This window comes from Leptolyngbya sp. 7M, from assembly GCF_018128485.1.
The window spans coordinates 6,259,057-6,281,835 of record NZ_CP070897.1; the positions used below are offsets into that span (position 1 = coordinate 6,259,057).

The 22,779-nt window shown below is 52.8% G+C and carries 25 protein-coding genes and 4 pseudogenes; 10 read left to right on the plus strand and 19 right to left on the minus strand.

Annotated features, from left to right (window positions below):
• Positions 1-22: 22 nt before the first annotated feature.
• The gene (locus JVX88_RS33395; protein WP_263975365.1) at positions 23-421 is read right to left on the minus strand and encodes an SDR family oxidoreductase; all 399 of its coding nucleotides are present in this window, start codon (positions 419-421) and stop codon (positions 23-25) included.
• Positions 422-428: 7 nt separating this feature from the next.
• Between JVX88_RS33395 and JVX88_RS33400 the strand changes: the two genes are divergently transcribed.
• Positions 429-635: a DNA/RNA non-specific endonuclease gene (locus tag JVX88_RS33400; protein WP_211622944.1), complete on the plus strand. Its 207-nt coding sequence runs from the start codon at positions 429-431 to the stop codon at positions 633-635.
• Between the two features lie 35 nt (positions 636-670).
• Here the strand turns inward: JVX88_RS33400 and JVX88_RS33405 are convergent, their stop codons facing one another.
• Positions 671-1,030: a hypothetical protein gene (locus JVX88_RS33405; RefSeq protein WP_158672927.1), complete on the minus strand. Its 360-nt coding sequence runs from the start codon at positions 1,028-1,030 to the stop codon at positions 671-673.
• Positions 1,031-1,563: 533 nt separating this feature from the next.
• A complete protein-coding gene (locus JVX88_RS33410) occupies positions 1,564-2,871 on the minus strand; it encodes a type IIL restriction-modification enzyme MmeI (protein WP_315875374.1) in 1,308 nt (435 codons plus the stop codon).
• Positions 2,872-2,921: 50 nt separating this feature from the next.
• On the opposite strand from JVX88_RS33410, the gene JVX88_RS33415 reads away from it, so the two are divergent.
• Together JVX88_RS33415 and JVX88_RS39845 are read left to right on the plus strand one after the other, a co-directional pair.
• On the plus strand, positions 2,922-3,560 hold the full coding sequence (locus tag JVX88_RS33415; RefSeq protein ID WP_211622948.1) for a uracil-DNA glycosylase: 639 nt from the start codon (positions 2,922-2,924) through the stop codon (positions 3,558-3,560).
• Positions 3,561-3,767: 207 nt separating this feature from the next.
• Positions 3,768-4,007 carry a hypothetical protein gene (locus tag JVX88_RS39845; protein WP_225931269.1) on the plus strand — a complete coding sequence of 80 codons (240 nt, stop codon included), beginning with the start codon at positions 3,768-3,770 and terminating at the stop codon, positions 4,005-4,007.
• A gap of 12 nt (positions 4,008-4,019) precedes the next feature.
• Here JVX88_RS39845 and JVX88_RS44695 read toward each other — a convergent pair.
• Positions 4,020-4,148 (minus strand): annotated as a pseudogene (locus JVX88_RS44695) (hypothetical protein); the annotation flags it as partial.
• Here JVX88_RS44695 and JVX88_RS33425 point away from each other — a divergent pair.
• Complete coding sequence (locus JVX88_RS33425) at positions 4,098-4,334, plus strand: hypothetical protein (RefSeq protein WP_211622950.1); 237 nt, start codon at positions 4,098-4,100, stop codon at positions 4,332-4,334. The pseudogene JVX88_RS44695 and the gene JVX88_RS33425 sit on opposite strands and share 51 nt — an antisense overlap.
• 68 nt (positions 4,335-4,402) lie before the next feature.
• Here JVX88_RS33425 and JVX88_RS33430 read toward each other — a convergent pair whose 3' ends face one another.
• The 6 genes and pseudogenes from JVX88_RS33430 to JVX88_RS33455 form a co-directional block, all read right to left on the minus strand.
• Entirely contained in the window at positions 4,403-5,074 is a 672-nt protein-coding gene (locus JVX88_RS33430) for a PEP-CTERM sorting domain-containing protein (RefSeq protein WP_211622952.1), read from the minus strand.
• Between the two features lie 211 nt (positions 5,075-5,285).
• Positions 5,286-6,251: a zinc-dependent alcohol dehydrogenase family protein gene (locus JVX88_RS33435; RefSeq protein ID WP_211622954.1), complete on the minus strand. Its 966-nt coding sequence runs from the start codon at positions 6,249-6,251 to the stop codon at positions 5,286-5,288.
• A gap of 63 nt (positions 6,252-6,314) precedes the next feature.
• Positions 6,315-6,641, minus strand: a pseudogene (locus JVX88_RS33440) (ATP-dependent Clp protease proteolytic subunit); the annotation flags it as partial.
• A 167-nt stretch (positions 6,642-6,808) separates the two neighbouring features.
• A complete protein-coding gene (kaiC, locus tag JVX88_RS33445; RefSeq protein ID WP_317134533.1) occupies positions 6,809-7,885 on the minus strand; it encodes a circadian clock protein KaiC in 1,077 nt (358 codons plus the stop codon).
• Complete coding sequence (locus JVX88_RS33450; protein ID WP_211622958.1) at positions 7,885-8,589, minus strand: sensor histidine kinase; 705 nt, start codon at positions 8,587-8,589, stop codon at positions 7,885-7,887. The genes kaiC and JVX88_RS33450 overlap by 1 nt, the downstream gene beginning before the upstream one ends.
• 156 nt (positions 8,590-8,745) lie before the next feature.
• Positions 8,746-9,114 carry a TIGR03792 family protein gene (locus JVX88_RS33455; protein WP_211622960.1) on the minus strand — a complete coding sequence of 123 codons (369 nt, stop codon included), beginning with the start codon at positions 9,112-9,114 and terminating at the stop codon, positions 8,746-8,748.
• 17 nt (positions 9,115-9,131) lie between these two features.
• Between JVX88_RS33455 and JVX88_RS33460 the strand changes: the two genes are divergently transcribed.
• A complete protein-coding gene (locus JVX88_RS33460) occupies positions 9,132-10,454 on the plus strand; it encodes an ATP-binding protein (protein ID WP_263975366.1) in 1,323 nt (440 codons plus the stop codon).
• On the opposite strand, the gene JVX88_RS33465 is transcribed toward JVX88_RS33460, so the two are convergent.
• Both JVX88_RS33465 and JVX88_RS33470 read right to left on the minus strand, forming a co-directional pair.
• On the minus strand, positions 10,373-11,314 hold the full coding sequence (locus JVX88_RS33465) for an NADP-dependent oxidoreductase (RefSeq protein WP_211622964.1): 942 nt from the start codon (positions 11,312-11,314) through the stop codon (positions 10,373-10,375). The genes JVX88_RS33460 and JVX88_RS33465 overlap by 82 nt on opposite strands.
• Positions 11,315-11,369: 55 nt before the next feature.
• Complete coding sequence (locus tag JVX88_RS33470) at positions 11,370-11,567, minus strand: hypothetical protein (protein ID WP_211622966.1); 198 nt, start codon at positions 11,565-11,567, stop codon at positions 11,370-11,372.
• Positions 11,568-11,633: 66 nt separating this feature from the next.
• On the opposite strand from JVX88_RS33470, the gene JVX88_RS33475 reads away from it, so the two are divergent.
• Entirely contained in the window at positions 11,634-13,082 is a 1,449-nt protein-coding gene (locus JVX88_RS33475) for a DUF29 family protein (protein ID WP_211622968.1), read from the plus strand.
• A gap of 4 nt (positions 13,083-13,086) precedes the next feature.
• On the opposite strand, the gene JVX88_RS33480 is transcribed toward JVX88_RS33475, so the two are convergent.
• The 6 genes and pseudogenes from JVX88_RS33480 to JVX88_RS33505 form a co-directional block, all read right to left on the minus strand.
• Positions 13,087-14,124: an ATP-binding protein gene (locus JVX88_RS33480; protein WP_263975367.1), complete on the minus strand. Its 1,038-nt coding sequence runs from the start codon at positions 14,122-14,124 to the stop codon at positions 13,087-13,089.
• A gap of 220 nt (positions 14,125-14,344) precedes the next feature.
• Positions 14,345-14,530, minus strand: a pseudogene (locus tag JVX88_RS44700) (class I SAM-dependent methyltransferase); the annotation flags it as partial.
• A gap of 26 nt (positions 14,531-14,556) precedes the next feature.
• Entirely contained in the window at positions 14,557-15,798 is a 1,242-nt protein-coding gene (locus JVX88_RS33490) for a methyltransferase domain-containing protein (RefSeq protein WP_211622974.1), read from the minus strand.
• 132 nt (positions 15,799-15,930) lie between these two features.
• Positions 15,931-16,479, minus strand: a complete 549-nt coding sequence (locus tag JVX88_RS33495) for a hypothetical protein (RefSeq protein ID WP_211622976.1) — start codon at positions 16,477-16,479, stop codon at positions 15,931-15,933.
• A gap of 87 nt (positions 16,480-16,566) precedes the next feature.
• Positions 16,567-17,553 (minus strand): glycosyltransferase, encoded by a 987-nt coding sequence (locus JVX88_RS33500; RefSeq protein ID WP_211622978.1) that lies wholly within the window; start codon positions 17,551-17,553, stop codon positions 16,567-16,569.
• Positions 17,554-17,580: 27 nt separating this feature from the next.
• A complete protein-coding gene (locus tag JVX88_RS33505) occupies positions 17,581-17,769 on the minus strand; it encodes a hypothetical protein (RefSeq protein ID WP_211622980.1) in 189 nt (62 codons plus the stop codon).
• Positions 17,770-17,803: 34 nt separating this feature from the next.
• On the opposite strand from JVX88_RS33505, the gene JVX88_RS33510 reads away from it, so the two are divergent.
• Both JVX88_RS33510 and alaS read left to right on the plus strand, forming a co-directional pair.
• Positions 17,804-19,036 carry a universal stress protein gene (locus JVX88_RS33510; RefSeq protein ID WP_211622982.1) on the plus strand — a complete coding sequence of 411 codons (1,233 nt, stop codon included), beginning with the start codon at positions 17,804-17,806 and terminating at the stop codon, positions 19,034-19,036.
• A gap of 3 nt (positions 19,037-19,039) precedes the next feature.
• Positions 19,040-20,341 (plus strand): alanine--tRNA ligase, encoded by a 1,302-nt coding sequence (gene alaS, locus JVX88_RS33515; RefSeq protein ID WP_317134534.1) that lies wholly within the window; start codon positions 19,040-19,042, stop codon positions 20,339-20,341.
• A 160-nt stretch (positions 20,342-20,501) separates the two neighbouring features.
• On the opposite strand, the pseudogene JVX88_RS44705 reads toward alaS, so the two are convergent.
• Positions 20,502-20,822 (minus strand): annotated as a pseudogene (locus tag JVX88_RS44705) (FRG domain-containing protein); the annotation flags it as partial.
• Between the two features lie 381 nt (positions 20,823-21,203).
• Here JVX88_RS44705 and JVX88_RS33520 point away from each other — a divergent pair.
• Entirely contained in the window at positions 21,204-21,614 is a 411-nt protein-coding gene (locus JVX88_RS33520) for a hypothetical protein (protein ID WP_317134535.1), read from the plus strand.
• Positions 21,587-22,651 carry an efflux RND transporter permease subunit gene (locus tag JVX88_RS33525; RefSeq protein WP_317134536.1) on the plus strand — a complete coding sequence of 355 codons (1,065 nt, stop codon included), beginning with the start codon at positions 21,587-21,589 and terminating at the stop codon, positions 22,649-22,651. Before JVX88_RS33520 ends, JVX88_RS33525 begins: the two co-directional genes overlap by 28 nt.
• The last annotated feature ends 128 nt before the right edge of the window (positions 22,652-22,779 follow it).

The window sequence follows — 22,779 nt, forward strand, 5'->3', positions numbered from 1 at the left end:
AAAGACAATCTAGACAACCTACTTACCCATTGACCACTTCACCACCATTGGTATGCAGAATCTGACCCGACATGTAGGAAGAATCGTCAGAGGCTAAAAACACATAGCTGGGTGCAATTTCCTCCGGCTGACCGGCTCGCTGCATCGGCACCTGTGCACCAAAGCTTTCGACTTTCTCTTCAGGAAAGGTCGATGGAATCAGCGGCGTCCAGATTGGGCCGGGTGCGACTCCATTCACCCGAATTCCTTTGCTAACGAGTGCCTGCGACAGCGAACGAGTAAAGGCTACAATCGCGCCTTTGGTCGTGGAGTAATCTAAGAGCTGCGGATTACCTTTATAAGCTGTCACCGATGTCGAGTTGATGATGGCACTACCTTCCTTCAGGTGAGGCAAAGCTGCTTTGGTCAGCTGGAAGATCATTGTCGTCATGGATCGTCCCGGCTTGGGAATAGAAAGCCTGAAAACAGAAACACCAGTGATTGCTGTGATTATGCCCAATCAACAGGGGATCAAAGAAATGGCCTGGAAGAGCTATCGTACTTCCATTGATGCCATTGAACAGCTCACGGGCTATGACTTCCTCACGACTGTTCCAGAACCGATTCAGTCTGCCCTCGAAGCTAAAGCAAATTAAAGGGTATTCCAGGTTAAAGCTTACTCCAGACTAGGCTACTCCAAGCCCATCAGCATTTCTTCGGTCATGATTGGAGTAACTGGAGCCACCGGAATGGCCTCTGTTTCCGGTAAAGTAAGAGTGGGTAAAGCCAATTCAGAGGTAATCTGAGTTTCGGGATCGCTAGAAGGCGATAGCCACGAACCGATCCCCGCTAGCTGCTGCCAATTCGCAGTAAAGGGAGCCATTGCGAGAGAGCAAGTTTTCCAGCTTCCTTGCACCGGTACCCCAAGCTGCTGACAATATCCACCTCGACGCCCTTCTGCCCTGTAGGAGCGGCAGTGGCGGCAAGCAGAAATTCTGTCATTCACGGGTTTCATAGACGAGGCATTCCCAGAGCGAATCTTCCACTTCATTCTCATCTCAGCTATTTATAGGTTTTGAACGAATAACGGGCATGTAAAGCTCGTGTAGTAAAGTTTTCAACGATCCCAAAGAGAAGATAACAATTTAGATTCTCTTTAGACTCCTGTTAAGTTACGGATACATTTCCAGCACCTGAGTATTTTCACAGGGCTTCTGGGTAACTCTACGGATATTTCTGTAAACTAACTAGGGATCACGGAAAAACCACTAAGCCTCAAATATTAAGCATTTCTTTAAAAACAAAAGAAACACCTAAAAATAGATATATCGTTCGCTCGATTACTCGGCATCTGTCCTAATGAATAAAGCGAATTGTCGCAGACTAACGCGGGGATCACGCAAGATTAAAGGACAGCAGAAAATTACGTTCTGTAATAAACATGGCAATTTATTAAAAACTAAGTTAAGGAAACCAAAGTTACGAATTAAAAGTATGCGGGTTGTGATCTGGGCCTTATTAACTAGGAATTGAATTAATGATTTGTTAAAAGATTTAGTGCAAAATCAATAAGTGATTGTTTTGTCAACTTCCTTTCAGTTCATGACCAGTTCTGACAAAATCCCCCTTACCGTAGATGCTGCCTGCCAACTCCTGCGGCAATCCAACTGCTTGAATGGCGTAGTTCAATCGGAATGCCTCGTTGATGGCGTTGTTGGCGATATGGTCGGTCATCCACATCGCCACCTCGGCGATCATCGCCGGGAATTCCTCGTACTCGATGCCGTGGAACTGTTCGACCGTGACCCGGCTGAGCAGCGCGGCGTCGATCACCTGGTCGCGGTAGAGTTCCTTCAGGCACTCCAGTTCCAGCCGCCGGATTTCGCGATAGGCGATGACGAGGAAATTGCCGCAGCCGCAGGCCGGATCGAGGAAGGTCATCCGCGCCAGCCGCGCCTGGAATTCGAGCAGCGCCTTGTCCTTCGCCGCCTTGCGCGCCTTCAGTCCGTCCAGTTCCGCCCGCAGGTCGTCGAGGAACAGCGGTCCGATCACCTTCAGGATATTGTCCTCGCTGGTGTAGTGCGCCCCCTTCGCCCGCCGCTCCTTCGCGTCCATCACGCTCTGGAACAGGCTGCCGAAGATCGCCGGGCTGACCGCCGCCCAATCGTGCCGCGCGGCATCGAGCAATTGTTCGCGCATCCTGGCATCGAACGCCGGCGTCCGCAGGTTTTCGTGGAACAGCGCGCCGTTGATGTAGGGAAACTGGCTCAGCTCGCCCGGCAGGTTGGATTGGCGCTCGTCCTCCGGCGTGTCGAGCACCTCGAACAGCTCGTTGATCACCCGGCCCACGTTGCTGCCGTCGGGCTTGGTGTCGTGCTCGATCAACTGGAGGAAGATGTCCTTCGGCTGGAAGATGCCGGTGTCGTCGGCGAACATGCAGAACAGCAGGCGCACGAGGAAGCGTTCCAGGTCGTGGCCGGTGTAGCCGTTCGCCTCCAGTGCATCGTGGATGCGGCCCATCAGCTCGGCCGCCTTGATGGTGACGCTTTCCTGCCGTTCGAAGCTGACCCGGCGGCCAAGCATGAAATCGAACGCCTGCACGTGCTTGTGCAGGTCGGCGAGCCGGAACTTGAGCTCCCGGCCCGTGTCGAGGTCGAGCAGGCGCCAGGTCTGGAAATCGCAGGTCAGGACGAAGCGCGGCTGTTCGGTGGCGTGCAGGCCGTCGAGATAGTCCAGCGCCTGCCCCTGGGCCCGGTCGAGATCGAGCCGCCCGCTCTTCTGTTCGATCAGCAAGACGCCGGGCCAGAACAGGTCGATGAAGCCGTGCTTCTGGCGCAGCAGCGCGACCCGCTTTTCGTAGATCGCGACCTGGCGGCGGCGGATGCCGAATATCTCGAAGAACTCGTTGTAGAACGAATGCGTCTCTCGAACTGAAGCCCCTCGTGCGCACGAAGGCGGCGATTGAACGGGCGATGGAGGAGTTGCGGGCTCGCTACGAGGCCGACGCTCCGCACCAGCACTTCGTGACGGACCACCACAGCATCGTGTGGGGAGACGGAGACCCCTGCGCCCGACTCATGTTCGTGGGCGAGGCTCCGGGGGCCGACGAGGATCGCCAGGGGGTGCCGTTCGTCGGCCGTGCGGGACAACTGCTGAACAAGATGATCGCGGCAATGGGCCTGTCGAGGGAGCAGGTCTACATCGCCAACGTGCTCAAGACCAGGCCTCCCGACAATGCCACGCCCACGAGCGAAGAGATCCGCCTGTGCGCACCCTACCTGTATGAGCAGATCCGGATTGTGTCCCCCCAGGTGGTGGTCACCCTGGGCCTGCCCGCGACGAGAGCGCTGCTGGGAACTATGGAATCAATGTCTCGCCTTCGGGGCCGGTGGGCAACCTTTACCCCTCCAGGACCCGAATCCACGCCTGTCAAGGTTATGCCCACGTACCACCCGGCTTTCCTCCTGCGGTCCTACACGCCGGAGAATCGCCGGTTGGTCTGGTCGGACCTTCAGCAAGTCATGGCCGAGCTTGGTCTTGACCAAGGTGTTCGCCCTAAAGTCGGTGAAGGGGAAGCGTAGTTTCCTGCCAGAGTGCACGTGTTGCACTGCGAATGCTGTTTTTTTGGATCTTGACCGGGTCTTCGCGCTCTAGAGTGCGGATTCTTCAGAGATCAGCCTCATTCCGGCTTGTGGGCCCTGAGAAATTGGCTAAACTACGTTCATCAGGCGAGTTGAGCCTGACCTGAACAAGACCCCCACGAGACCCGGCGCTCGGCTTCATGCCGAGTGCTCGGTTTGTTTTTGGACCTGCTCGCTTTCCTCGATCGCGCACGGAAACACACGGCATTCGCAGGCAGCGGATGCGCGTCGTTACGGCGAGTTCTTCGGGCTTGGCCCGGCCTTGAAGTTCAACGCGGTGTCGGGCGGGAGCTTGCCGATTTTGCTCAGGTGATACGTCATTCGCGGTTTGAGCCAGACATCGAAGGTGAACTCGACCTTGTCGCCGACGGCCAATCCCTCCAATGAGACGCCTGGCGCCAGCGGGAAGGGCATGGTCATCTCCTTCATGCCGACAACAGTGCCCTGAGCTCCGACGAAGTTCGGGATCTCCTCGTGGTGGATCTGCAGTTGGCTGGCGGGCTTGGTCGGGTCCGGCAGCGCGACGATCTAGCTAAACCGATGGGTGAAGGCTGGACAGTTACCGATTTTGAAACTCACGTTCGGGATGAATACACTACGTTTGGTTGGATTATAGAACGCATGCTGGAAGAGGCTGGATTCGTGGTAGAGACTGTAGAGCGCTCATCACCTGTAACGACTGCCTATGTCTGTCGAAAAAAATGCTCCTCCTAAACGCATTAAGGGGAGCTTAAGAGGAGCAGGCTGCATCAGATGGCTTGGGATAGGTGAGCGTCGCAGAACTATGCAGGTTTCTTTCTCAAGCGGCTCAGGCTGCTGGCAGCAACTAAACCGATCCCAGCTAAAACGGTGGGTTCGGGCACTTCGACTGGATTATCTCCACCGCCCGGAACCACAAAAATTGAGGCATGGGATAGCGCTTTGCCGTTATTGCCATTTCCCGCTAAGGAAACTCCCAATGTGTTCCACAATCCTCCAGTGATGGAAAGACTGGAAGGATTGGCAAAATAGTAGGCGCTCCAGGAGTTACCAGCTTTTAAGCTCAACACAAACGGACTGGTGATGGGGGTAGAAACACTCCACTTGCCAATGCCCTCACTGGTTTCCGTCCAGCTCAAAACAGACCCATTACCAGGTTCATCGACCTTTTCTAGCAAGGACCAATTGGTCAAACCACCAAAAATCCCAGCAGTCAGTTGATCGAGCAAGGGATCATCGCCACCACCTGCAGCGCCATCGGTGACATCATTACCTGTGAAAGAACCAATACAGCTTGTGTAGGCCAGTAAACCAGCCGTGACGCTGCCAGCAGTACAGTTCGCTGGCTGGCTAGAAGGATTGCCAGCAGGCTGCTTAGGAGCTTTATTGTCGGGCTTGGCACTAACCTCGATTGCCGATAGGCAAGCCGCACCCACAACTAGCAATGAAGTAAGCAATGACTGAATTTTTACCATGTTTTATAACCTAAGTTTTATGACCTGAGTTGAAATAGATTAAACAGAGTCAGCATCCGCTCGAAAAAGACTCATCTACGTGATCGTGGCGCTAACTAATGTATAGAAAATAACTTAATTTCAGAGATTTGCTGGTAGATTGAGTGGGTTTTAGCTCTGATTTCACTGAAGTTTTATCAATGGTTGCTCAGTATAAAATTAGTATAATAAATTACTTAAAGTCCCAGCCAAGCTGGTCTTTGTCCAAGCCTCTCAGGGTAGGACAAAGTCGTCCGCAGTTTAAAGGTCGCTCTCTAAACCAGAGACCACGGCTAGCGCGAGTTTCGCCATCTTGACGGGTGAGGTTTGCCACCGACCGTAAGACCCGCTCTCCCCACAGCAATTCGTAGGGGAAGGAGGGAATGTCACTCATGTGAATTCCCGCACAAACCACCACGCCACCTTTGACAACCGCCTTGAGCGCGGCTGGCACCAGAGCACCCACCGGAGCAAAAATAATTGCTGCATCCAACGGTTCAGGCGGAGCTTCGGTTGAACTGCCGGCCCACACGGCTCCCAGATCGCGAGCAAACTGCTGGCCCTGGGTATCGCCCGACCGCGTGAAGGCAAACACCTGTCTGCTCTGATAGCGTGCGGTTTGAATCACGATATGAGCAGCGGCCCCAAAACCGTATAGCCCAATCCGCTCGGCCTCTCCGGTCATGATCAGCGCGCGATAGCCAATCAGGCCAGCACAGAGTAAAGGAGCGGCTTGCAGATCGGGATAGCCAGCCGGAATCGCAAAACAAAAGCGCTCATCGGCAACGGTGTATTCGGCGTAGCCGCCATCCAGTTGATAGCCGGTAAACTGGGCGTTGTCACACAGGTTCTCTCGTCCGGTAAGGCAATAGCGGCAGTGGTTACAGGTATGTCCGAGCCAGGGTACACCGACGCGAGTTCCGGGTGGAAATGGTCCCTGTCCGTCTCCTCCTTGACCGACCACGGTTCCGACAATTTGGTGTCCCGGCACCAGCGGTAGTTTCGGTTGCGTTAACTCACCATCTACTACATGCAAATCGGTGCGGCAGACGCCACAGGTATGGACTTGAATCAGCACCTGTCCCGGCTGTGGCGTGGGAATGGGTAGCTCGGCTTCCTGAAGCGGAGAACCAGGAGCCTTGAGAATCATGGCACGCATGGCTAAATCTTTGATCGAGGGCCGATTGGATCGAAGGCGAACAAAGGCTTGGCGATAGATGGGCTATCTAACTGCTGCTAAGTCAGGCTGCATCGAAACTGGGGGGCGGTCGATTACCTGATCAATCAGGCCATAGTCCACTGCTTCTTGTGCTGACATAAAGAAATCGCGCTCCGTATCCTGCTCAATTTGCTCTAGGGATTTCCCTGTATAGTTCGCCATCCGTTGGTTAATCTGACGTTTGAGATAAAGGATTTCCCTGGCTTGGATCTCGATATCCACCGCCTGCCCTTCTGCCCCGCCGGAGGGTTGGTGAATCATAATCCGCGAACTGGGCAAACTGCTGCGTTTACCTTTAGTACCTGCACCCAGTAGAAATGCCCCCATACTATGTGGGAAGGGTTTCCCTGGGTGAGCGAGGAGGGTCGGTTTGGGGAATCGGATAAAAGCGTGGCTCCATAGGCAGAATTTAGCTCAGGCTTATGGTTTATTTTGGCTGAATTCTCTGAGTTGTGAAGCACGCCCATGATCAACCCATGCAGCCAGCGTGGGCCACGCTACTCCGGTTTACTGTCTGGGCTATCCTGCGATTTCTCCTGAAACCCGCGCACAATTCGAGACAGTTCATTCTTTTCATCAACCGCCACCCGCGACGGAGAGCCGCTGATGATACCCTCGAAGTTGCGGAACGAATCTTTGATTTCGGGTCCATCGCCGCTGATGATATATTCTCGAATTGCCTTGTCATGCCAAGAGCCACGCATCTTGAACACGTTGATCGCCCGCGCCATTTCGCCGCGAATCTCCACATACTGCAACAGCAAAATTGTGTCGGTGATGGTGGAAATATGGGAATCGGTGATCGAGTGGGACCCCATGAACTGATCGGTGGTGTTGGTGAAGAAGCCGGTAATTTCCTCCTGCTTGGCAAACCCCGTCACGCCGATCACAAACTGCCGAAAGGCATTGTTGCTGACGCCCCGCGCTAAAGCTGAGAGGGAATCAATCGCAATCCGGGAGGGTTTGAACTCCGAAATCTCTGACTTAATGATTTGTAGGTGATCCTCTAAGCCTGCCGATTCAGGATAGGCGCAGATGATTTTCAGCAGTCCCTGATGTTCCAGGTCTTCAAAATCAATGCCCCAGGAGTAGGCGTTCCGCGACAACTGCGCTCGCGATTCCTCATAGGCAAACAGCAGTGCCCGTTCGTTGACCCGGCAGCCATCCTGCAAGAATTTGCTCACCAACAGAGTTTTGCCCGTGCCGGTCGCGCCCGTTGCCAAAATGATCGAATCCTTGAAAAAGCCGCCGCCGCACATTTGATCCAGCGTTTTAACGCCGGAAGAGACGCGCACATTCGAGGATCGTTGGGTCAGTCGCATTGCGCCGAGTGGGAAGATGTTGATGCCCTGGTTGGTGATCGTAAACGGATACTCTCCCTTCATATGAGTGGTGCCGCGCAGCTTCAGGATCTCCATCGTGCGCCGCCGCCGTTCCCCTTCCAGAACATTGCGGACGATGATCACGTTATCAGAGACAAATTCTTCCACCCCAAACCGTGCCACTGGCCCATACTCTTCCAAGCGCTCCGTGGTCATGATCGTAGTGGCACCCACCTGCTTCAGCCGCGCCACTAATGGGGTACACCTTTGACTAAGTCGCCGATGGTGAACTTTTCAAAAATCTGTTGCTGGAGGTCTTCGGTGATTCCCAAACCTTGGTCAATCACCGAAATTTTGGCTTGTTTGCAGCGTGAGTTCGTGGTGGCAATTGTTGGATAGGCGACTTTTACAATCACTGAACGATTGGCAGGAGAAAATTTAATTGCATTCGAGATCAAATTGTCCAAAACGCGACGGAACAAATTAGCATCGATAGAAACCCTTTGTTCCTGGTCGGGAAGTTGAGCAACTAGCTGAATCTGCTTTTGGTCGGCAATTGCTCGTAAATGTTCGACCACTTCCATCACCAGATAATTCAAATCAACCTCAGTGCAGCTGAGGATCAACTTTCCCGATTCCATCTTGGCCATGATCAGCAAATCATTGATCATGGCCTCTAGCTGCTGAGCGGTTGATTGAATCACCTCAGCACTCTGTCTAGCTCGATCTTGCAGTTCCCCTTGACGCAGGAGAAAATCGCTGTAGAGCAGAATTGTGGTGAGGGGATTGCGCAAATCATGCACGATCATCCGCGATAGGTCTTCGCGCAGTTCTAGCATTTCCTTCAAGGTAGCCTCCGCCCGCTTACGCTCTTGGATTTCCTGCTGAAGCTGGGCATTTTGCTGTTCTAACTGACGCTGCATGTTAAGCAGATTTAGCTGATTTTCGACCCGCACCAGCACTTCCTCTAGGTGAAGGCACAACTAGCACTCAACGCAGCGGCAGTTTGCGGGTAGAATTGGCAGCCGGATAGCCAACAGGGAAATCAAGCGCTTTTGTCATTTGACCTTCAACCTTTGTGATCTGTGGAGCAGTGTCATAACCCAGATGATTTATTCTGAATCAGAACGCCATGCTAGGCGAAATCCTGTTGCCTCTGGTGTGTATTCGGCGTTCATTGCCGCGTGAAATTTTTCAGTGGTGCGATCAAGAACGTTTTTGGGAATGGCTTGCCAATCAGCAAAACTATTCCAGTGAATCACTATTACTAACTCATCGGGGCGGTCTGGATTCGTCCAGATTTCTTTGGTTTGAAACCCTGGATAGCTGGACAAAACCGGCGTCCAAATCGCCGCGTCTTGTGCGATGAAGTCCGGCTGCGCAGCAGCTGGAACTTGAAATTTCAACCATTCTACGGCTGGCAATTCGGCTGAGGTCAGCGGTTGGGCGGTGGCTGTTGGGGTAAATGCCAGAACTGCCAATCCTACTATCAGCGATAATGCTACGTGCTCCGGCCAGAGCGCTGTTAGTGGTCCCCCTGCTCTATGACGGCAAAATTATCGGCAGCATTTCCCTCCGGCAGATTCACCAGTCGCGCCAGTGGGAACCCGCTGAAGTGGAGCTAGCCCAGGCCGTGGCGGCCCAAGCCGCAATTGCCGTGCAGCAGTCTCGGCTCTACCAAACTACTCGCCAGCAGGCCGAAAAGCTGCTTGAACTGGATCGGCAAAAGACCGAATTTTTCCAAAATGTACCCCATGAATTTCGCACGCCGCTGACGCTGACGCTTGGCCCGCTGGAATCTGCAGTCGAACAACAGCAGGGACTGTCCTATGAGCAATCGGTGATTGCGCTGCGCAACTCACGCCGCCTCCTGCGTTTGGTCAACCAGCTCCTCGATCTTCAGCGCCTCGATGCTGGACGCATGCAGCCCCATTTCCATCCCTGCGACCTGTTGGCCTTCATCGAGCAAGTGGTGGACTCCTTCCGGCCCTACTGCGCTAAAAAGCAAATTGAGCTGCGGACCTGTTTAGAAGCTTGCCCCTCGGTTTATCTCGATCTGGAAAAGTTCGACAAGGTGCTCTATAACCTGCTGTCGAATGCGATCAAATTCACCGAAGCGGGCGGCAAAATCGAGGTCTGGCTACAAACGGCAGAGCATCACTGCTTGGTACAAGTAAGGGATACAGGCATTGGCATTCGGGCCGACCAGATTCCCTATCTGTTTGATCGGTTTCGACAGGCTGATGGTTCGGCTAGTCGCAGCTATGAAGGCAGCGGTTTAGGATTGGCGCTGGTGAAGGAACTGGTTGACCTGCATGGTGGCAAAGTTACGGTGGAATCTAGTTACGGTGAAGGCACGATCTTCTCAGTATTGCTGCCGCTGGGTAAAACCCATTTGCCAATTGCTCAAGTGAGCGAGCGACCGGCAGAATTGGAACAGAGCCGCGCCACAGTTGAATTAGCTGACATTGAAACCGAACTGCAAGGTCAGGAAGATTATGTTCAAGGGCAAATCGAGGGACTGAACAAAGCAGCTCCATCAGCCGTCTCACTAGAAATTCCTACAGTGATTTCCGGAGCAGAAACCGCCCCAATCTCTCAGACCACTTCTCAGACAGTCGATTCATCCGCCAGAATTCTGGTAGTGGATGACAATGCCGACATGCGTAGCTACGTTGCCAGCGTCTTGCAGCGGGCTGGATACCAGGTTTGTGCTGCCCGCCACGGAGAAGAAGGCTTTCATGGTTGGCTCTCTGTCTGTGCTCTAGCCGCTTCAGCTAACGGAAAAACCTGCTCAACGGTGACTTTGACCTGTCCTTGATCAATCAGTTGAGCAATGTGTTGCAATTGTGCAGGATTTCTGGGATTGACAAACACAGGCACTGCTCTGATGCCTGCTGGAATTCCGGTTTGGGGTACGCCCAGTGTAGATGCCAACACTCCACCAGAGCGCAGGATTTGCCACGATCGCACCTGCGTGTCTCCACCCACCAGATCCAGCACTACATCGACCGGTTTGACCTGTTGCTCAAATGGTTGAGCGGCATAATCAATCACTTGATCCGCACCCAGACCTTTCACATAGTCTGCGTTGACAGCCGATGCCGTGGCAATCACCGTTGCGCCCTTCCACTTGGCAAACTGAATGGCGTAACTTCCCACGCCGCCTGCTGCCCCGTGAATCAGTACCGTTTGCCCTGTCTGAAGATTCGCTCCATCAAATAGTGCCTGCCATGCGGTCATGGCTGCAATCGGTACAGAAGCTGCGTGGATGAAGTCGAGCATTTCAGGTTTGGGGGCGGTCGCCTCAGCATATCCCACGGCATATTCAGCATAGGAGCCAGAGCGCGTCATGTCTGCTACGCCATACACTGCCTGTCCGGGTTGCAGGGTTGTGACCCCTTCGCCAACCTCAGCCACGATGCCAGCCAGATCCGTGCCCACAATCACGGGCAGCGCATAATTGAACGCTTGCTTCAAGTAGCCCTCGCGAATTTTCCAATCGATCGGGTTGATTCCTGCCGCATATACTTGCACGAGGACTTCACCAGCTTGCGGTTCGGGGCGCAGTACTTCATCGTACTGGAGATTTTCAACTCCTCCGTAAGCATGAATGCGGATCGCTTTCATGGTGTCAGTTTTGCTTAGGGTTCCATTGAGTGGTTGCGGAGACTGACTCATGGGTTCCTCCTTGTTTACTTGAGTACAATACCAACGAAGTGCTAAAACTCAAAAGCTAGCGGATGATCTGCTCTACTTCATAGAGACCATGTTCGTTCACTGCGTAGTCTTGCCAATAGTTTGTTTCTTTGTCAAAACCGGGTTGCTGTCCCAGTGACTCAAAATCTTCGCGGCTGTTCCATCGAGCCAGTAACGCGATCGTTGATTTGTCGGTGCTAGGACACATCGCTGCCCATTGTAATCCAGAAATCATTTGCAGGACTCCAGGCATCATCTGGCTAATGACCGCTGCCAACTCAGATTGCTCCTGGACAACGTGATGGAGCTGCTGGTGCAGTCGGGTCGCAGCCCGCTAGAAGCGATCATGATTATGGTACCGGAAGCCTACCAGAATCAGCCGGATCTAGACGAGCATCCCGAAATTGTCGATTTCTATGAGTACTACAGCGGCATTCAGGAACCCTGGGACGGGCCAGCGCTGCTGGCTTTCAGTGATGGCAAAGTTGTGGGTGCCACGCTGGATCGCAATGGCCTGCGTCCGGCTCGCTACAGCATCACTCGCGATGGCTTGATTGTGGTGGCCTCGGAGGCAGGAGTGATAGAGCTGCCAGAAGCCGAGATTGTGGAGAAGGGACGCCTCGGCCCCGGTCAGGCAATCGCAGTCGATCTGGAACAGCATGAGATCCTGAAGAACTGGGACATCAAACAACGGATTGCCAGCCGACATCCCTATGGGAAATGGCTTGCCGCCCATCGTCGCGAACTCCAACCACAGGCGTTCCAGGACACCACCCAGCTCGATGCCGAAACTCTACTGCGCCAACAAATTGCCTTTGGCTACACCAGCGAAGATGTGGAAATGGTGATCGAGGAGATGGCATCCCAAGGCAAGGAGCCAACCTTCTGTATGGGCGATGACGTGCCGCTAGCCGTGCTGTCGAGTAGGCCGCGTCTGCTCTACGACTACTTCAAACAACGGTTTGCCCAGGTCACCAACCCGGCCATTGACCCCCTGCGGGAAAGCTTGGTGATGTCGCTGTCGATGCAGCTGGGGGAAAGAGGTAACTTCCTGGACGTAAAGCCGGAATATGCCCATTTACTGAAGTTAAACTCTCCAGTCCTTAACGACGCCGAGTTGGAGCAAATTCGCCAGTCCGAGTTTGCCACTGCCGATCTTGCAACCCAGTTCAAGATTGCTGATGGCCCGGATGGACTGCAATATGCCGTGCACCAACTTTGCCAGCAGGCAACCGCAGCCGTGCGAGACGGCAAGAAAATCTTGATTCTCAGCGATCGCCAGTCGCCAGCCGGAGTAGCAAGCCTCAGCCCAGACTATAGCTACATCCCACCCCTACTCGCCGTTGGAGCTGTTCACCATCACCTGATTCGGCAAGGTCTGCGGATGAAAGCTTCGCTGGTGGTAGATACGGCCCAATGCTGGAGCACCCATCATTTTGCTTGCCTAATCGGCTATGGAGCCAGCGCAGTTTGCCCTTACCTAGCATTGGAAACCGTGCGGCACTGGTGGTCCAGCAACAAAACCCAGAAGCGCTGCATGGGGTCATTCAACTCGGCAGATGCAACAACCTACGATCAGGATTTTTGGCTGTGGACTCAGCAGCAGGTAGACTTGCTCAAAAGCGAGCGCTGGACGGAGTTGGATGTGGATCCTTTAATCGAGGAATTGGAAACCTTGGGTCGCAGTGAGCATCGTCGATTCCGCAATTTTCTATTCACTCCATCACCGCCCCCGGTTTGCCTGGGTTAATTTTCTAAAGCCAGCGTTCTAAAAGGCTCTTGAGATCGTTTAGCTTGATGGGTTTGCTCAGATAGTCATCCATGCCCGCTGCCAAGCACTTTTCCTGGTCCCCCACCATAGCGTAGGCCGTTACCCCGATCACGGTAGTTCGATGAGGCTGGCCTTGCTGTGAGCGTTGACTTTCTTGGATTCGTAGCTGCCGCGTTGCCTCGTAGCCATCCAGAACGGGCATTTGACAGTCCATCAGCACAATATTGTAGGTGTGGATAGCCAGTTGATCGAGCGCCTGCTGCCCATCACTCACCGCATCGGCCTCATATCCCAATCGTTTCAACATTTGCAGCATCAGTTTTTGATTCAGTGGCGTGTCTTCTACTAGCAAAATGCGAGCCGTTGACGGTACGACTGTGCAATCTGATGCAGTCGAGTGCAAAGCTGGGGTTAGCTGAGATTGCAGCGATTCCAACGATGCTGTAAACCAGAAGGTAGCTCCTTTCCCCAGGGCACTCTCAACGCCAATGTCTCCCCCCATGAGTCGGACAATTTTACGGCAAATGGTTAACCCCAACCCGGTGCCTTCGTACTGGCGGGTCGCAGAAGTTTCTACCTGAGTGAATGGTTCAAAAATTCTGACCTGGTCCGCTGGAGCCAGACCAATGCCTGTATCTTGAACCTGAAAATGCAGTTTGATGGTTGAATCGTCATCGGACTCCTCCCAGCGTTTAATGGTGAGCCGCACGGTTCCAGTAGCCGTGAATTTAATCGCATTGCTGATCAGATTTGTGAGAACCTGCCGCAATCGATCGACTGGACCCAACAACCGATTGGGCACATCTGGTGTGATCGATGCTTCCAGCAATAGCCCTTTTGACTGGGCCTGCGGCTGAAACAGGGAGATTAGATCGGTGATCATGCCTCGCAGCGAAAATTCGACGGTGTCTAGTTTGAGTTCCCCTGCCTCTAATTTGGATAAATCCAGAATGTCGTTGATAATCGCCAGTAAACTTTCGCCTCCATGCGCAATGGACTGCACTGCCAGCAGCTTGGGCAACCTGTGCCGGTCCCTCTGCCGGGTCGATGCCCAATACCGGAATGCCCTTCACCATAAAGTTTTTCAGCAGGTAGCCATCGTTGCTGGCCGCCTCGATTACTAAACTGTTGCTGTTCAGCGAGCGCGAATCGATCAAAAATTCAGCGCTGGCGGCAAAGTGGTTGAGCAGTGCTTTCGAGACCGAGGAAAAGTAGGGATAATCGCGACAAAACAAAATTTCCGGCGGTACAGATTCGGTGATCTGAACCAGGGTGCAGTTTGGGCAAAATACCAGATCGAGCGGGGCAAAAATTTCTGGTGCTTGCAGTTGCGCTTCGGTCAATAGGGCATCTGCTAACGGTGTTTTACCGAAGGAAATAATCGGTTCGAGATGGGTGTGACCACAGGAAAAGCAGGTTGCAGACATAGCTTGTTAGATGAAGAAAGGCAGGATTAACCGATTGCCAGCCCAGGATAGGGAGTGTGAGTCAGCCAACCACCACCGGGTTTTGCCAACACCAACACATCTTGAGCACCAGGGATGTAATCAATCAGATCAAATACCGAGCCAAATACGCTGATTACTTCCGAACGCTTCTGAAACACGTCCCAGCCAGAGCCACCCACCTGAGTTGAAAGCGAAGCGCTGGGGCTAGAGCTAGTCAAGGTCAAGCGACCCGTGCGCTCATATTCCGTTCGTTCTTCACTAGTGAGATAGTTCCAGTGGGGATGGCGTTTGCCCACCACCGTACAGAGAAAAATGCCACCCGGACGCAGCACACGCCGAATCTCCTCTAGCCAGCTTTGCTGCCACTCCAAGGGAATATGGGTGAACACAGAAAGAGCAAACACCAGATCAAATGAATCGGGTTGGGCAAAGGCCAAAGGCGGCTGTAGATCGTTGGCATAAAACTCAATGCCAGGAATATGCTGCTGACACCAGTCAATCATCTCTAGATTCACATCCGATCCGACCAGCCGCAGCCCCTCGATGCAGCGAAAGTGACGCAGGTTGCGGGCTGTACCACAGCCTAGTTCGAGAATGCTGCCGATGGTGCGGGAGTTGATCGAAAAATGCTCTAGAATGTTGAACCAATTCGCCGCAATGTGATAGCCCCCTGCCAGGTAAACATCTTTATCGATCTGCTGCTGGAGTCCCTGCTGATCCATCGCCGAGGTTTTGATGATCAGCGAAGGAGGTGGAATCGGTCCAGGTTCGACCAGGCAAAAATCCTGCCCAAACCGACCGATCTGTATGGGAATAGTTGCACGCTCGGGATCAATTTCTCGCGCTCGTTCAAAGGCCATGATCGCATCATCGAACCGCCTCAGCGAACGCAATACTTTACCCAGCCCCATCCATGCCAAGACAGAGTGCGGTGCTAACCTACATGCTGTTTCGAGTGACGATAGAGCGGTTGGATCATCAGTCCCGATCAGCAGGTTGCCACGGTTTGTCCAAGCGTCCGGCTGGTTGGGAGCCAGAGCTATTGCATTTTCATAAGCGCGGTCAGCCCCGGAAACATCGCCCAGGTCGGCCAGCACATTGCCAAGCATGTTGAAATGTTGGGAATTTTCGGAAGACGAGGTCGCGAGAACGAGATAGTGCTTCGCCAGCGGCAGATCGCCGCTTTGGCGCGCTGTTAGCGCAGCCGCAACAAGGGCGTCAGGATGTTCCGGTTCGCCTACTGGCATGGCACTGCTGCTTACTTTCGTCGTACGCTTAGTCGCTCGGCCATTGTGCCGTTACAAGACGATGTCCACCAAACCTTGGCAGAGCGAAACAGAATCGGATCCGCTTCATGCAGGAACTCGCGTACGCAATGATCAGCGCAGCCTCTTTATCCGAAAGCCGTTACGTCCCTCGATACTGGCCATAAAGCTTCCCAGCGCGGCGCGGCGAATATGTATCTTGTGCCCGGGCTTAGGCTCAATTCCCGGATACTGACGTTCCGACTGCATCCAGGTGCCTCCTTCCTCCAGCACGAAAATGTAACCGTTGTAAGTCTCGCTGACGGAACGGATCACACCTTCCAAATTACGCACCTGCTCCTCGTGATTTCCGGTTTCATCGTCTCGCCCGAAAATGCGAAGGCGCGGCAGTGCTAGCCCGAACAATCCGCGCCGCGCCTCACGGATCTGCTCGCGATCGGCAATCATCAATTGACCTGTATCCCGAGCCTGGACCAGCGCATCGGTACGTCCGTCGTAGCACGCAAGGCGGTGCGTTGTGTCTTCGATCGCGCGACAATCGAACAGGTCCTGCAAGATGGGAGGAGTTGCCTGTTCTCCACCATCTTGCGCCCACGCAGCAGGGCCGCAGCATAGCGCGGCAAACACCGAAACCACCGCTAATGTGCCTGAATGTCTCATCATTGATCCTCCCAACCTCCCGGCGCAATATGGCAACCATTGGCGGCCAGCGTCAAATCGATAAGCGCACTTCGGCATTACAGGCAGCAATTATTGAACGAGATTGATGATCTTCAGAGACAAGACGGCGACAGAGAACCAGAATGGCAAGGCATCTTTCGCTGTCAAGGCGATATAAGTCGCGGCGATCACAACGACCGTGAAAAGCCCCGAACCAAAGAACGACAAAAGCCAAAGGTTTTGAGCATAAACGCGCGTGATCTTCATCTGGCGGTTTGTGAACTCAAAGAGTTCGGCTACTGAGCAGTTGCCGATCGAAGCTGTAAGAGCCTGTGGAACGAACTTTATCCTTAGACCGGCTTCCCTCAAAACGGTCGTAACTGCAAAATCGTCCGAAACAATATTCCGCCAGCGTTCGCTTATCTTCAGCTTCTCAAACGTGTCGCGTCGCATTGCCATCGAACCGCCCCAGCAGAAGTTGCCATCTTGATTCGGGCCAAGAGCAGATGCTATGGATGCATTCCACATTCCGCGAAGCTCACTAGCAAATGTCGCGGTCTCCGAGATGTACCAACGGTATCCCGTGGTGGCACCGATGGTTGTGTCATTGAGTGGGCGGATCAATGACCGAAGCCATTCGCTCGAAGGTCGGGCGTCGGAATCAACGAAGACGAATGCGTCGCTTCGTGAATCTGTATGCAGCACTCCTTCACGCAAATTCTCTGCTTTCTGTGCCGAAGCAGTTGCCTTTCTGGCAACTATCAACTTTGTGCTCAAACTCTTAGGAATCGTTTCTGAAAGCCCTTTGACAATAGAAACTGCCGGATCCTGAGCGTCATCTACGACGAATATGACCTCGAAGGATGGATAGTTTTGCGTCGCGAGTGCGGAAAGATTCTCTCGAAGCCCATCGTCAACACCCTTTATCGGAGCTATCACCGAAACGAACGGCAAATATATTGTCGGAGTGTTTCCTGACTCTTTCTTAAAGTAACTCAGATAATCCATTCCGCCGCGAAACGATCTGTAGCTGAACCAAACCAGCAGTCCCGCGAATATGTAGAACAAGTAGATCATTAGGTGGACATCCGGAATTTGCGGCTTTTAGGACTCAGTTATCTCGGAAATGACCTTCCGGAGCTCATGGATGGTCTTTTGGGATGCCCCGCGGTTTGCTTCCATGACCGATAGGGCGTTCTCGCCCAATTGCTTGCGTTTGCTTTCCTCTTCGATCAGATCTGCCAGTTGAACGAATAGTTCGTCGGCTACTGCCGATCCGCGAAGTTCTGGCAACTGTATCAGGGCATTATTCGCAAGAAAGGTACTGATGATCCCGGAAAAATTGAATGTATGCGGTCAGTTCATTGGCAATACTCTATTCATTCCCTTTTTCTTAATCTCAGTTGGGATGTTGGTGAATCCAGCCGTATTGCTACAGGAACCGCGCTCACTGCTGGTGTCGGGCGTGATGGTGGTGGTCGCGATTGTGGCCAAATGGCTACCTGCGGTGGGCACAGGCAAACTGTTTCGGTTTGACCACTCCAGCAACATGGTCGTGTTTGGCCTATCGGTGGCTCAAGCTGCCTCAACTCTGGCCGCCATTACCGTAGCCTACAAAATTGAACTGGTGGATCAGCTCACGGTGAACGGCACGATTGCTATGATCCTAGTCACCTGCATCGCCTCTCCCTGGATCACTCAACGCTGGGGGCAAACGCTGCAACCCAAACCAGTCGATGCAAAACCAGCTTTGGCCAATTCAACCAGTTCAACCCCGCCCCGCTATCGGATTTTGGTGCCTGTTGCTAACCCCAACACCGAAGACAACCTGCTGCAACTGGCGCTGCTGCTGGCTAAGACCACCGAAGGCACTCTGCTGCCGCTGCACATTTTGTTGGACCATGCGGGATCCATCTCGGCAGAGGCTAAGACTCGACAAGAGCAGCTATTGGCCGCGGCAGAAACCGTTGCCCATGCGGCTGTCACCGATGTTGAACCCATTGGCCGAATTGACGAGTCAATTGATAAAGGCATTTTGCGAACTGCGCAAGAGCGCAACGCCAATCTAATTATCTGCGGCTGGAAGGGTTACTCTACCTATCGCGATAACTTCTTTGGCAGCGCTATTGATAATGTGCTGCGTCGGGCTGTTGTTCCCGTGCTGGTGACTCGTTTTACCCATCCGATTAAAACCACCCAACGAGTTTTTCTAGCCGTTGATGAAGCGAATCTCATGGCCGCTAGCTTTCCTCAGGTGCTAAACCTAGCTAAAAGCCTTGCTGTTGAACTGAAAGCCTCTTTCTGCCTGCTGCACGACATTGCTGGGTCGCGTCGTGCTGCCAAACGAACCATCTTACCAGAAGGGATTCCAGCTCAACTCGTGCGCGGTCATTTTCCTGGCTACGTGGCTCGCACCCTCACCGCTGATGATCTATTGGTGCTGATGGCTAAAAACCATGCTGATTTCCTCAGTCTGCCCTCTTTAGGTATTGGTTCGGAAACGATCGCCCACCAAAACCCAAACCTGTCGCTGATTGTGGTGCATATCCCACCGACTTAATGCATGACCTCGCTTCACAATCCCAAAATCCAGCGGGAAATTCGACAAATATTTTTGGATTTCTATGCGGCTAGAGGCCATCAGGTGCTGCCTAGCGCTTCCCTTGTGCCAGAAGATCCCACTGTCCTACTAACGATTGCTGGGATGCTTCCGTTTAAGCCTATTTTTCTGGGACAGCGGCAGGCTGAGTTTCCGCGAGCTACAACTTCACAGAAATGCATCCGTACCAACGATATTGAGAATGTAGGTCGCACGGCTCGCCACCACACTTTCTTTGAGATGCTGGGCAATTTCAGCTTTGGTGATTATTTCAAGGAAAAAGCGATTGCTTGGGCCTGGGAACTGTCTACCGAAGTGTACCAATTGCCGCCTGAGCGCTTAGTTGTCAGCGTGTTTGAAGAAGATGACGAAGCCTTTGCAATCTGGCGTGATCAAATTGGCATTCCGCCCCGGCGGATTATCCGTATGGGTGCCAAGGATAATTTCTGGGAGTCTGGCCCAACCGGCCCCTGCGGCCCCTGCTCAGAAATTTACTACGACTTTCATCCCGAACAAGGCGACGACCACATCGATCTAGAGGATGATTCTCGTTTTATCGAGTTCTACAATCTTGTCTTCATGCAATATAATCAGGATGCAGAAGGCAAGCTCACCCCTCTAAAGGCCAAGAATATCGACACGGGCATGGGGCTAGAGCGCATGGCTCAGATCCTGCAGCAAGTACCCAACAATTACGAAACCGATCTGATCTTTCCCATCATCAAAACCGCCGCTCAGCTCGCTGGTATCACCTATGCTGAGGCCGATGAAAAAACCAAAGTCTCGCTCAAAGTGATTGGAGACCATGTGCGAGCCGTGGTCCATATGATTGCCGATGAAATTCACGCCTCAAATGTGGGGCGAGGCTATATTTTGCGCCGCCTAATTCGTCGGGTAGTGCGCCATGGCCGCTTGATTGGTATCGAAGGGGAATTCATTGCTCAAGTCGCAGAAACGGCAATTGCCTTAGCTGAGCCAGTCTATCCCCATGTGCGGCAACGAGCCGACCAGATTAAAGCAGAACTAGAACGGGAGGAATACCGCTTCCAAAAAACTCTAGAGCGTGGCGTCAAGCTATTGGAGAAGGTGATCGAACGGGCACAGCAGGAGAAGACAAACCTGATTTCAGGCCATGATGCCTTTGTCCTTTATGATACCTATGGCTTTCCGCTGGAGCTGACCCAGGAGATTGCCGAGGAGCAGGGCTTAACCGTTGATGCAAAAGGGTTTGCTGCCGAAGGGCCGGATCAAATGGATGAATTGTGAACCAACCGAGCTGTGCTCCAATTCGAGCACTGACGATCTTCGGCTTGATCAACAAAATTCGATCAACCTGAAATGGACTAGTTTGCTGGGAAACCGTGGCATAGTCCTCGCGATCGGGTTGGTAAAGCCAAATCACACCGGGCTGATCTGAGGCAGGTCTGTTCACGGCAAACCACAGAGCCGCCAGTGGGTTGACGCTCCAGTCAAGCAAACGAGTTGCTAAGCCATGATGCTGCATCACCGCCAGCCATTCCCAGTCGTTTTCGGGCAGTTGTTCTAGACAGGGAATGCTCCGCAGTTTGAAGTCTTCTAGCATGGCCTGCTCGGCTTCCAGAATCGGCAGGTAGGTCAACAGCCGCGCAATTTTGGGCAGCAGTGGCAAATCTCTTCTCTGGCCGCGATAGAGGGCGCGTTTCCCTTGGTTGATTGCTCCAATTGTGGTGATGAATTCGGCAGTCCTGTTGATAATAACTTCTTGCATAGACCAACTTGGATAGACTTGAGATTGAGCACGGTCAAGGGGTAGCTGAGCAAATTACTTCTATCGGTTGTCAGGTCCTCTAGTGTCTACCAATGTCTCGCAGGCGGCAAGCATCTTAGCCGCACTCTATTGACCTTATTAATTTAGCTGGATTACTTCAATAGATGAACGAGATGAACGGCTGCATTGCAACCGAGATTCTCATCTAAAGCCCCGCTATTAGTGAGACTATTAATGGGACTATAGATCATTGTTGCCTGAGGTTATAAACTAAAAAAAGGGCAATAGGTATAGTTACTTACTTTTTTGGTCGGTAAGTTATTGTACGACGCTCGATCTTCTGTCCATCCAAGCGTTAGCCGTTGTTGAGTAGAGAAAGTCATGGCTGTTGCGACAACCCAATCCCTCGAAGAACTTTGTATTAATTCCATCCGATTCCTGGCGATCGATGCCGTTGAGAAAGCCAAGTCCGGACATCCAGGACTGCCGATGGGTGCCGCTCCAATGGCGTTCGTGCTCTGGGATCAATTCATGCGGTTCAATCCCAAAAATCCCTATTGGTTCAACCGCGATCGGTTTGTGCTGTCGGCAGGTCATGGCTGCATGTTGCAGTATGCCCTGATGTATTTGACGGGTTACGACAGTGTGACGATCGACGAAATCAAAAACTTCCGCCAGTGGGGGTCGAAAACACCCGGACACCCGGAAAACTTTGAAACGCCCGGTGTGGAAGCGGCAGCCAAGTTGAAGCGGCAGTCCGAGATGTGGATGGTCTGGTCGATCTGCAGTTAGAACCGCAAGTGCCGATCCGTCAGGTGCAAATCCAGTTTGATCGGGCTGCTGCCGCTCGCTATGGTTTAACGGTCGGGCAACTTTCGGAGATGGTGGAAGTTGCTCTGAACGGACGGGTGGTTTCTCAGGTGCTAGAAGAACAGCAATTATTTGATCTGGTGGTCTGGCTCAAGCATGACGCGCGCAACAACATCGAGACGATTCGCAACCTGCTGGTGGATACACCTACCGGCCAAAAAATCCCCCTAGCCCAGGTGGCCCAGATTAACTATGACACTGGACCAAACACAATTAACCGAGAAAACGTGTCGCGTTTGATTGTTGTATCCGCAAACGTAGCCGGACGCGATCTGGGTTCTGTAGTGCAGGATGTTCAAGCTCACGTTAAGTCGGCGGTAGAACTGCCAGCCGGCTACTTTATTCAATACGGCGGACAGTTTGAATCCGAACAGCAGGCCAGCCGCAATCTCTTGATCTTCGGCGGATTGGCGATCATGGTGATTTCAATTTTAATGTACTTTGCCGTTAAATCGGTGGCTGGAATGGTGATGATTATGATTAACCTACCGCTGGCTCTAGTGGGAGGCATCGTTTCGATCGCCGTTGGTGGCGGTGTTGTCTCGGTTGCGTCGTTGGTCGGTTTTATTACGCTGTTTGGGGTGGCAACTCGCAATGGCCTCCTCCTGGTTGATAATTACAACCGCAAATTGGCTGAAGGATTGCCCTTACAGCAAGTCATTGTCGATGGTTCTATGGAGCGCTTAGTTGCGATTCTCATGACTGCGTTGACTTCGGCTCTGGGGATGGTGCCGCTGGTGCTGGGGGGTGGTGCAGGCCAAGAAATTCTCCAGCCGTTAGCGGTGGTGGTGTTAGGAGGCTTATTTACCTCAACAGCCCTGACGCTGCTGGTTCTGCCTGCTCTCTATGCTCGGTTTGGTCAATTTCTGGTTCCCAAAGGGCAGGCAGTTGTTGATCCAACTGCTGTGAGTTCGGATGGAAAGCAGCTAGCAAATGCCGTGTTGACTGATAGCCATTAGCCATTAGCCATTAGCCATTAGCTATTAGCCATTAGCCATTACTTACCTGTTATCAATTATTGATAAACGCCAATAACCAACGGCCAATATACCGCAAATTAATCATTTCTCAACTTGGAGATAGTCTA

What these genes read in the sequence shown, in the direction of transcription:
- JVX88_RS33395 (WP_263975365.1), bottom strand. Translation starts at nt 421, where the DNA reads ATGATCTTCCAGCTGACCAAAGCAGCTTTGCCTCACCTGAAGGAAGGT.
- JVX88_RS33400 (WP_211622944.1), top strand. Translation starts at nt 429, where the DNA reads ATGGATCGTCCCGGCTTGGGAATAGAAAGCCTGAAAACAGAAACACCA.
- JVX88_RS33405 (WP_158672927.1), bottom strand. Translation starts at nt 1,030, where the DNA reads ATGAAGTGGAAGATTCGCTCTGGGAATGCCTCGTCTATGAAACCCGTG.
- JVX88_RS33430 (WP_211622952.1), bottom strand. Translation starts at nt 5,074, where the DNA reads ATGGTAAAAATTCAGTCATTGCTTACTTCATTGCTAGTTGTGGGTGCG.
- JVX88_RS33435 (WP_211622954.1), bottom strand. Translation starts at nt 6,251, where the DNA reads ATGCGTGCCATGATTCTCAAGGCTCCTGGTTCTCCGCTTCAGGAAGCC.
- JVX88_RS33460 (WP_263975366.1), top strand. Translation starts at nt 9,132, where the DNA reads ATGCTACGTGCTCCGGCCAGAGCGCTGTTAGTGGTCCCCCTGCTCTAT.
- JVX88_RS33465 (WP_211622964.1), bottom strand. Translation starts at nt 11,314, where the DNA reads ATGAGTCAGTCTCCGCAACCACTCAATGGAACCCTAAGCAAAACTGAC.
- JVX88_RS33470 (WP_211622966.1), bottom strand. Translation starts at nt 11,567, where the DNA reads ATGATTTCTGGATTACAATGGGCAGCGATGTGTCCTAGCACCGACAAA.
- JVX88_RS33475 (WP_211622968.1), top strand. Translation starts at nt 11,634, where the DNA reads ATGGAGCTGCTGGTGCAGTCGGGTCGCAGCCCGCTAGAAGCGATCATG.
- JVX88_RS33490 (WP_211622974.1), bottom strand. Translation starts at nt 15,798, where the DNA reads ATGCCAGTAGGCGAACCGGAACATCCTGACGCCCTTGTTGCGGCTGCG.
- JVX88_RS33495 (WP_211622976.1), bottom strand. Translation starts at nt 16,479, where the DNA reads ATGATGAGACATTCAGGCACATTAGCGGTGGTTTCGGTGTTTGCCGCG.
- JVX88_RS33500 (WP_211622978.1), bottom strand. Translation starts at nt 17,553, where the DNA reads ATGATCTACTTGTTCTACATATTCGCGGGACTGCTGGTTTGGTTCAGC.
- JVX88_RS33510 (WP_211622982.1), top strand. Translation starts at nt 17,804, where the DNA reads ATGATCCCGGAAAAATTGAATGTATGCGGTCAGTTCATTGGCAATACT.
- alaS (WP_317134534.1), top strand. Translation starts at nt 19,040, where the DNA reads ATGACCTCGCTTCACAATCCCAAAATCCAGCGGGAAATTCGACAAATA.
- JVX88_RS33520 (WP_317134535.1), top strand. Translation starts at nt 21,204, where the DNA reads ATGGCTGTTGCGACAACCCAATCCCTCGAAGAACTTTGTATTAATTCC.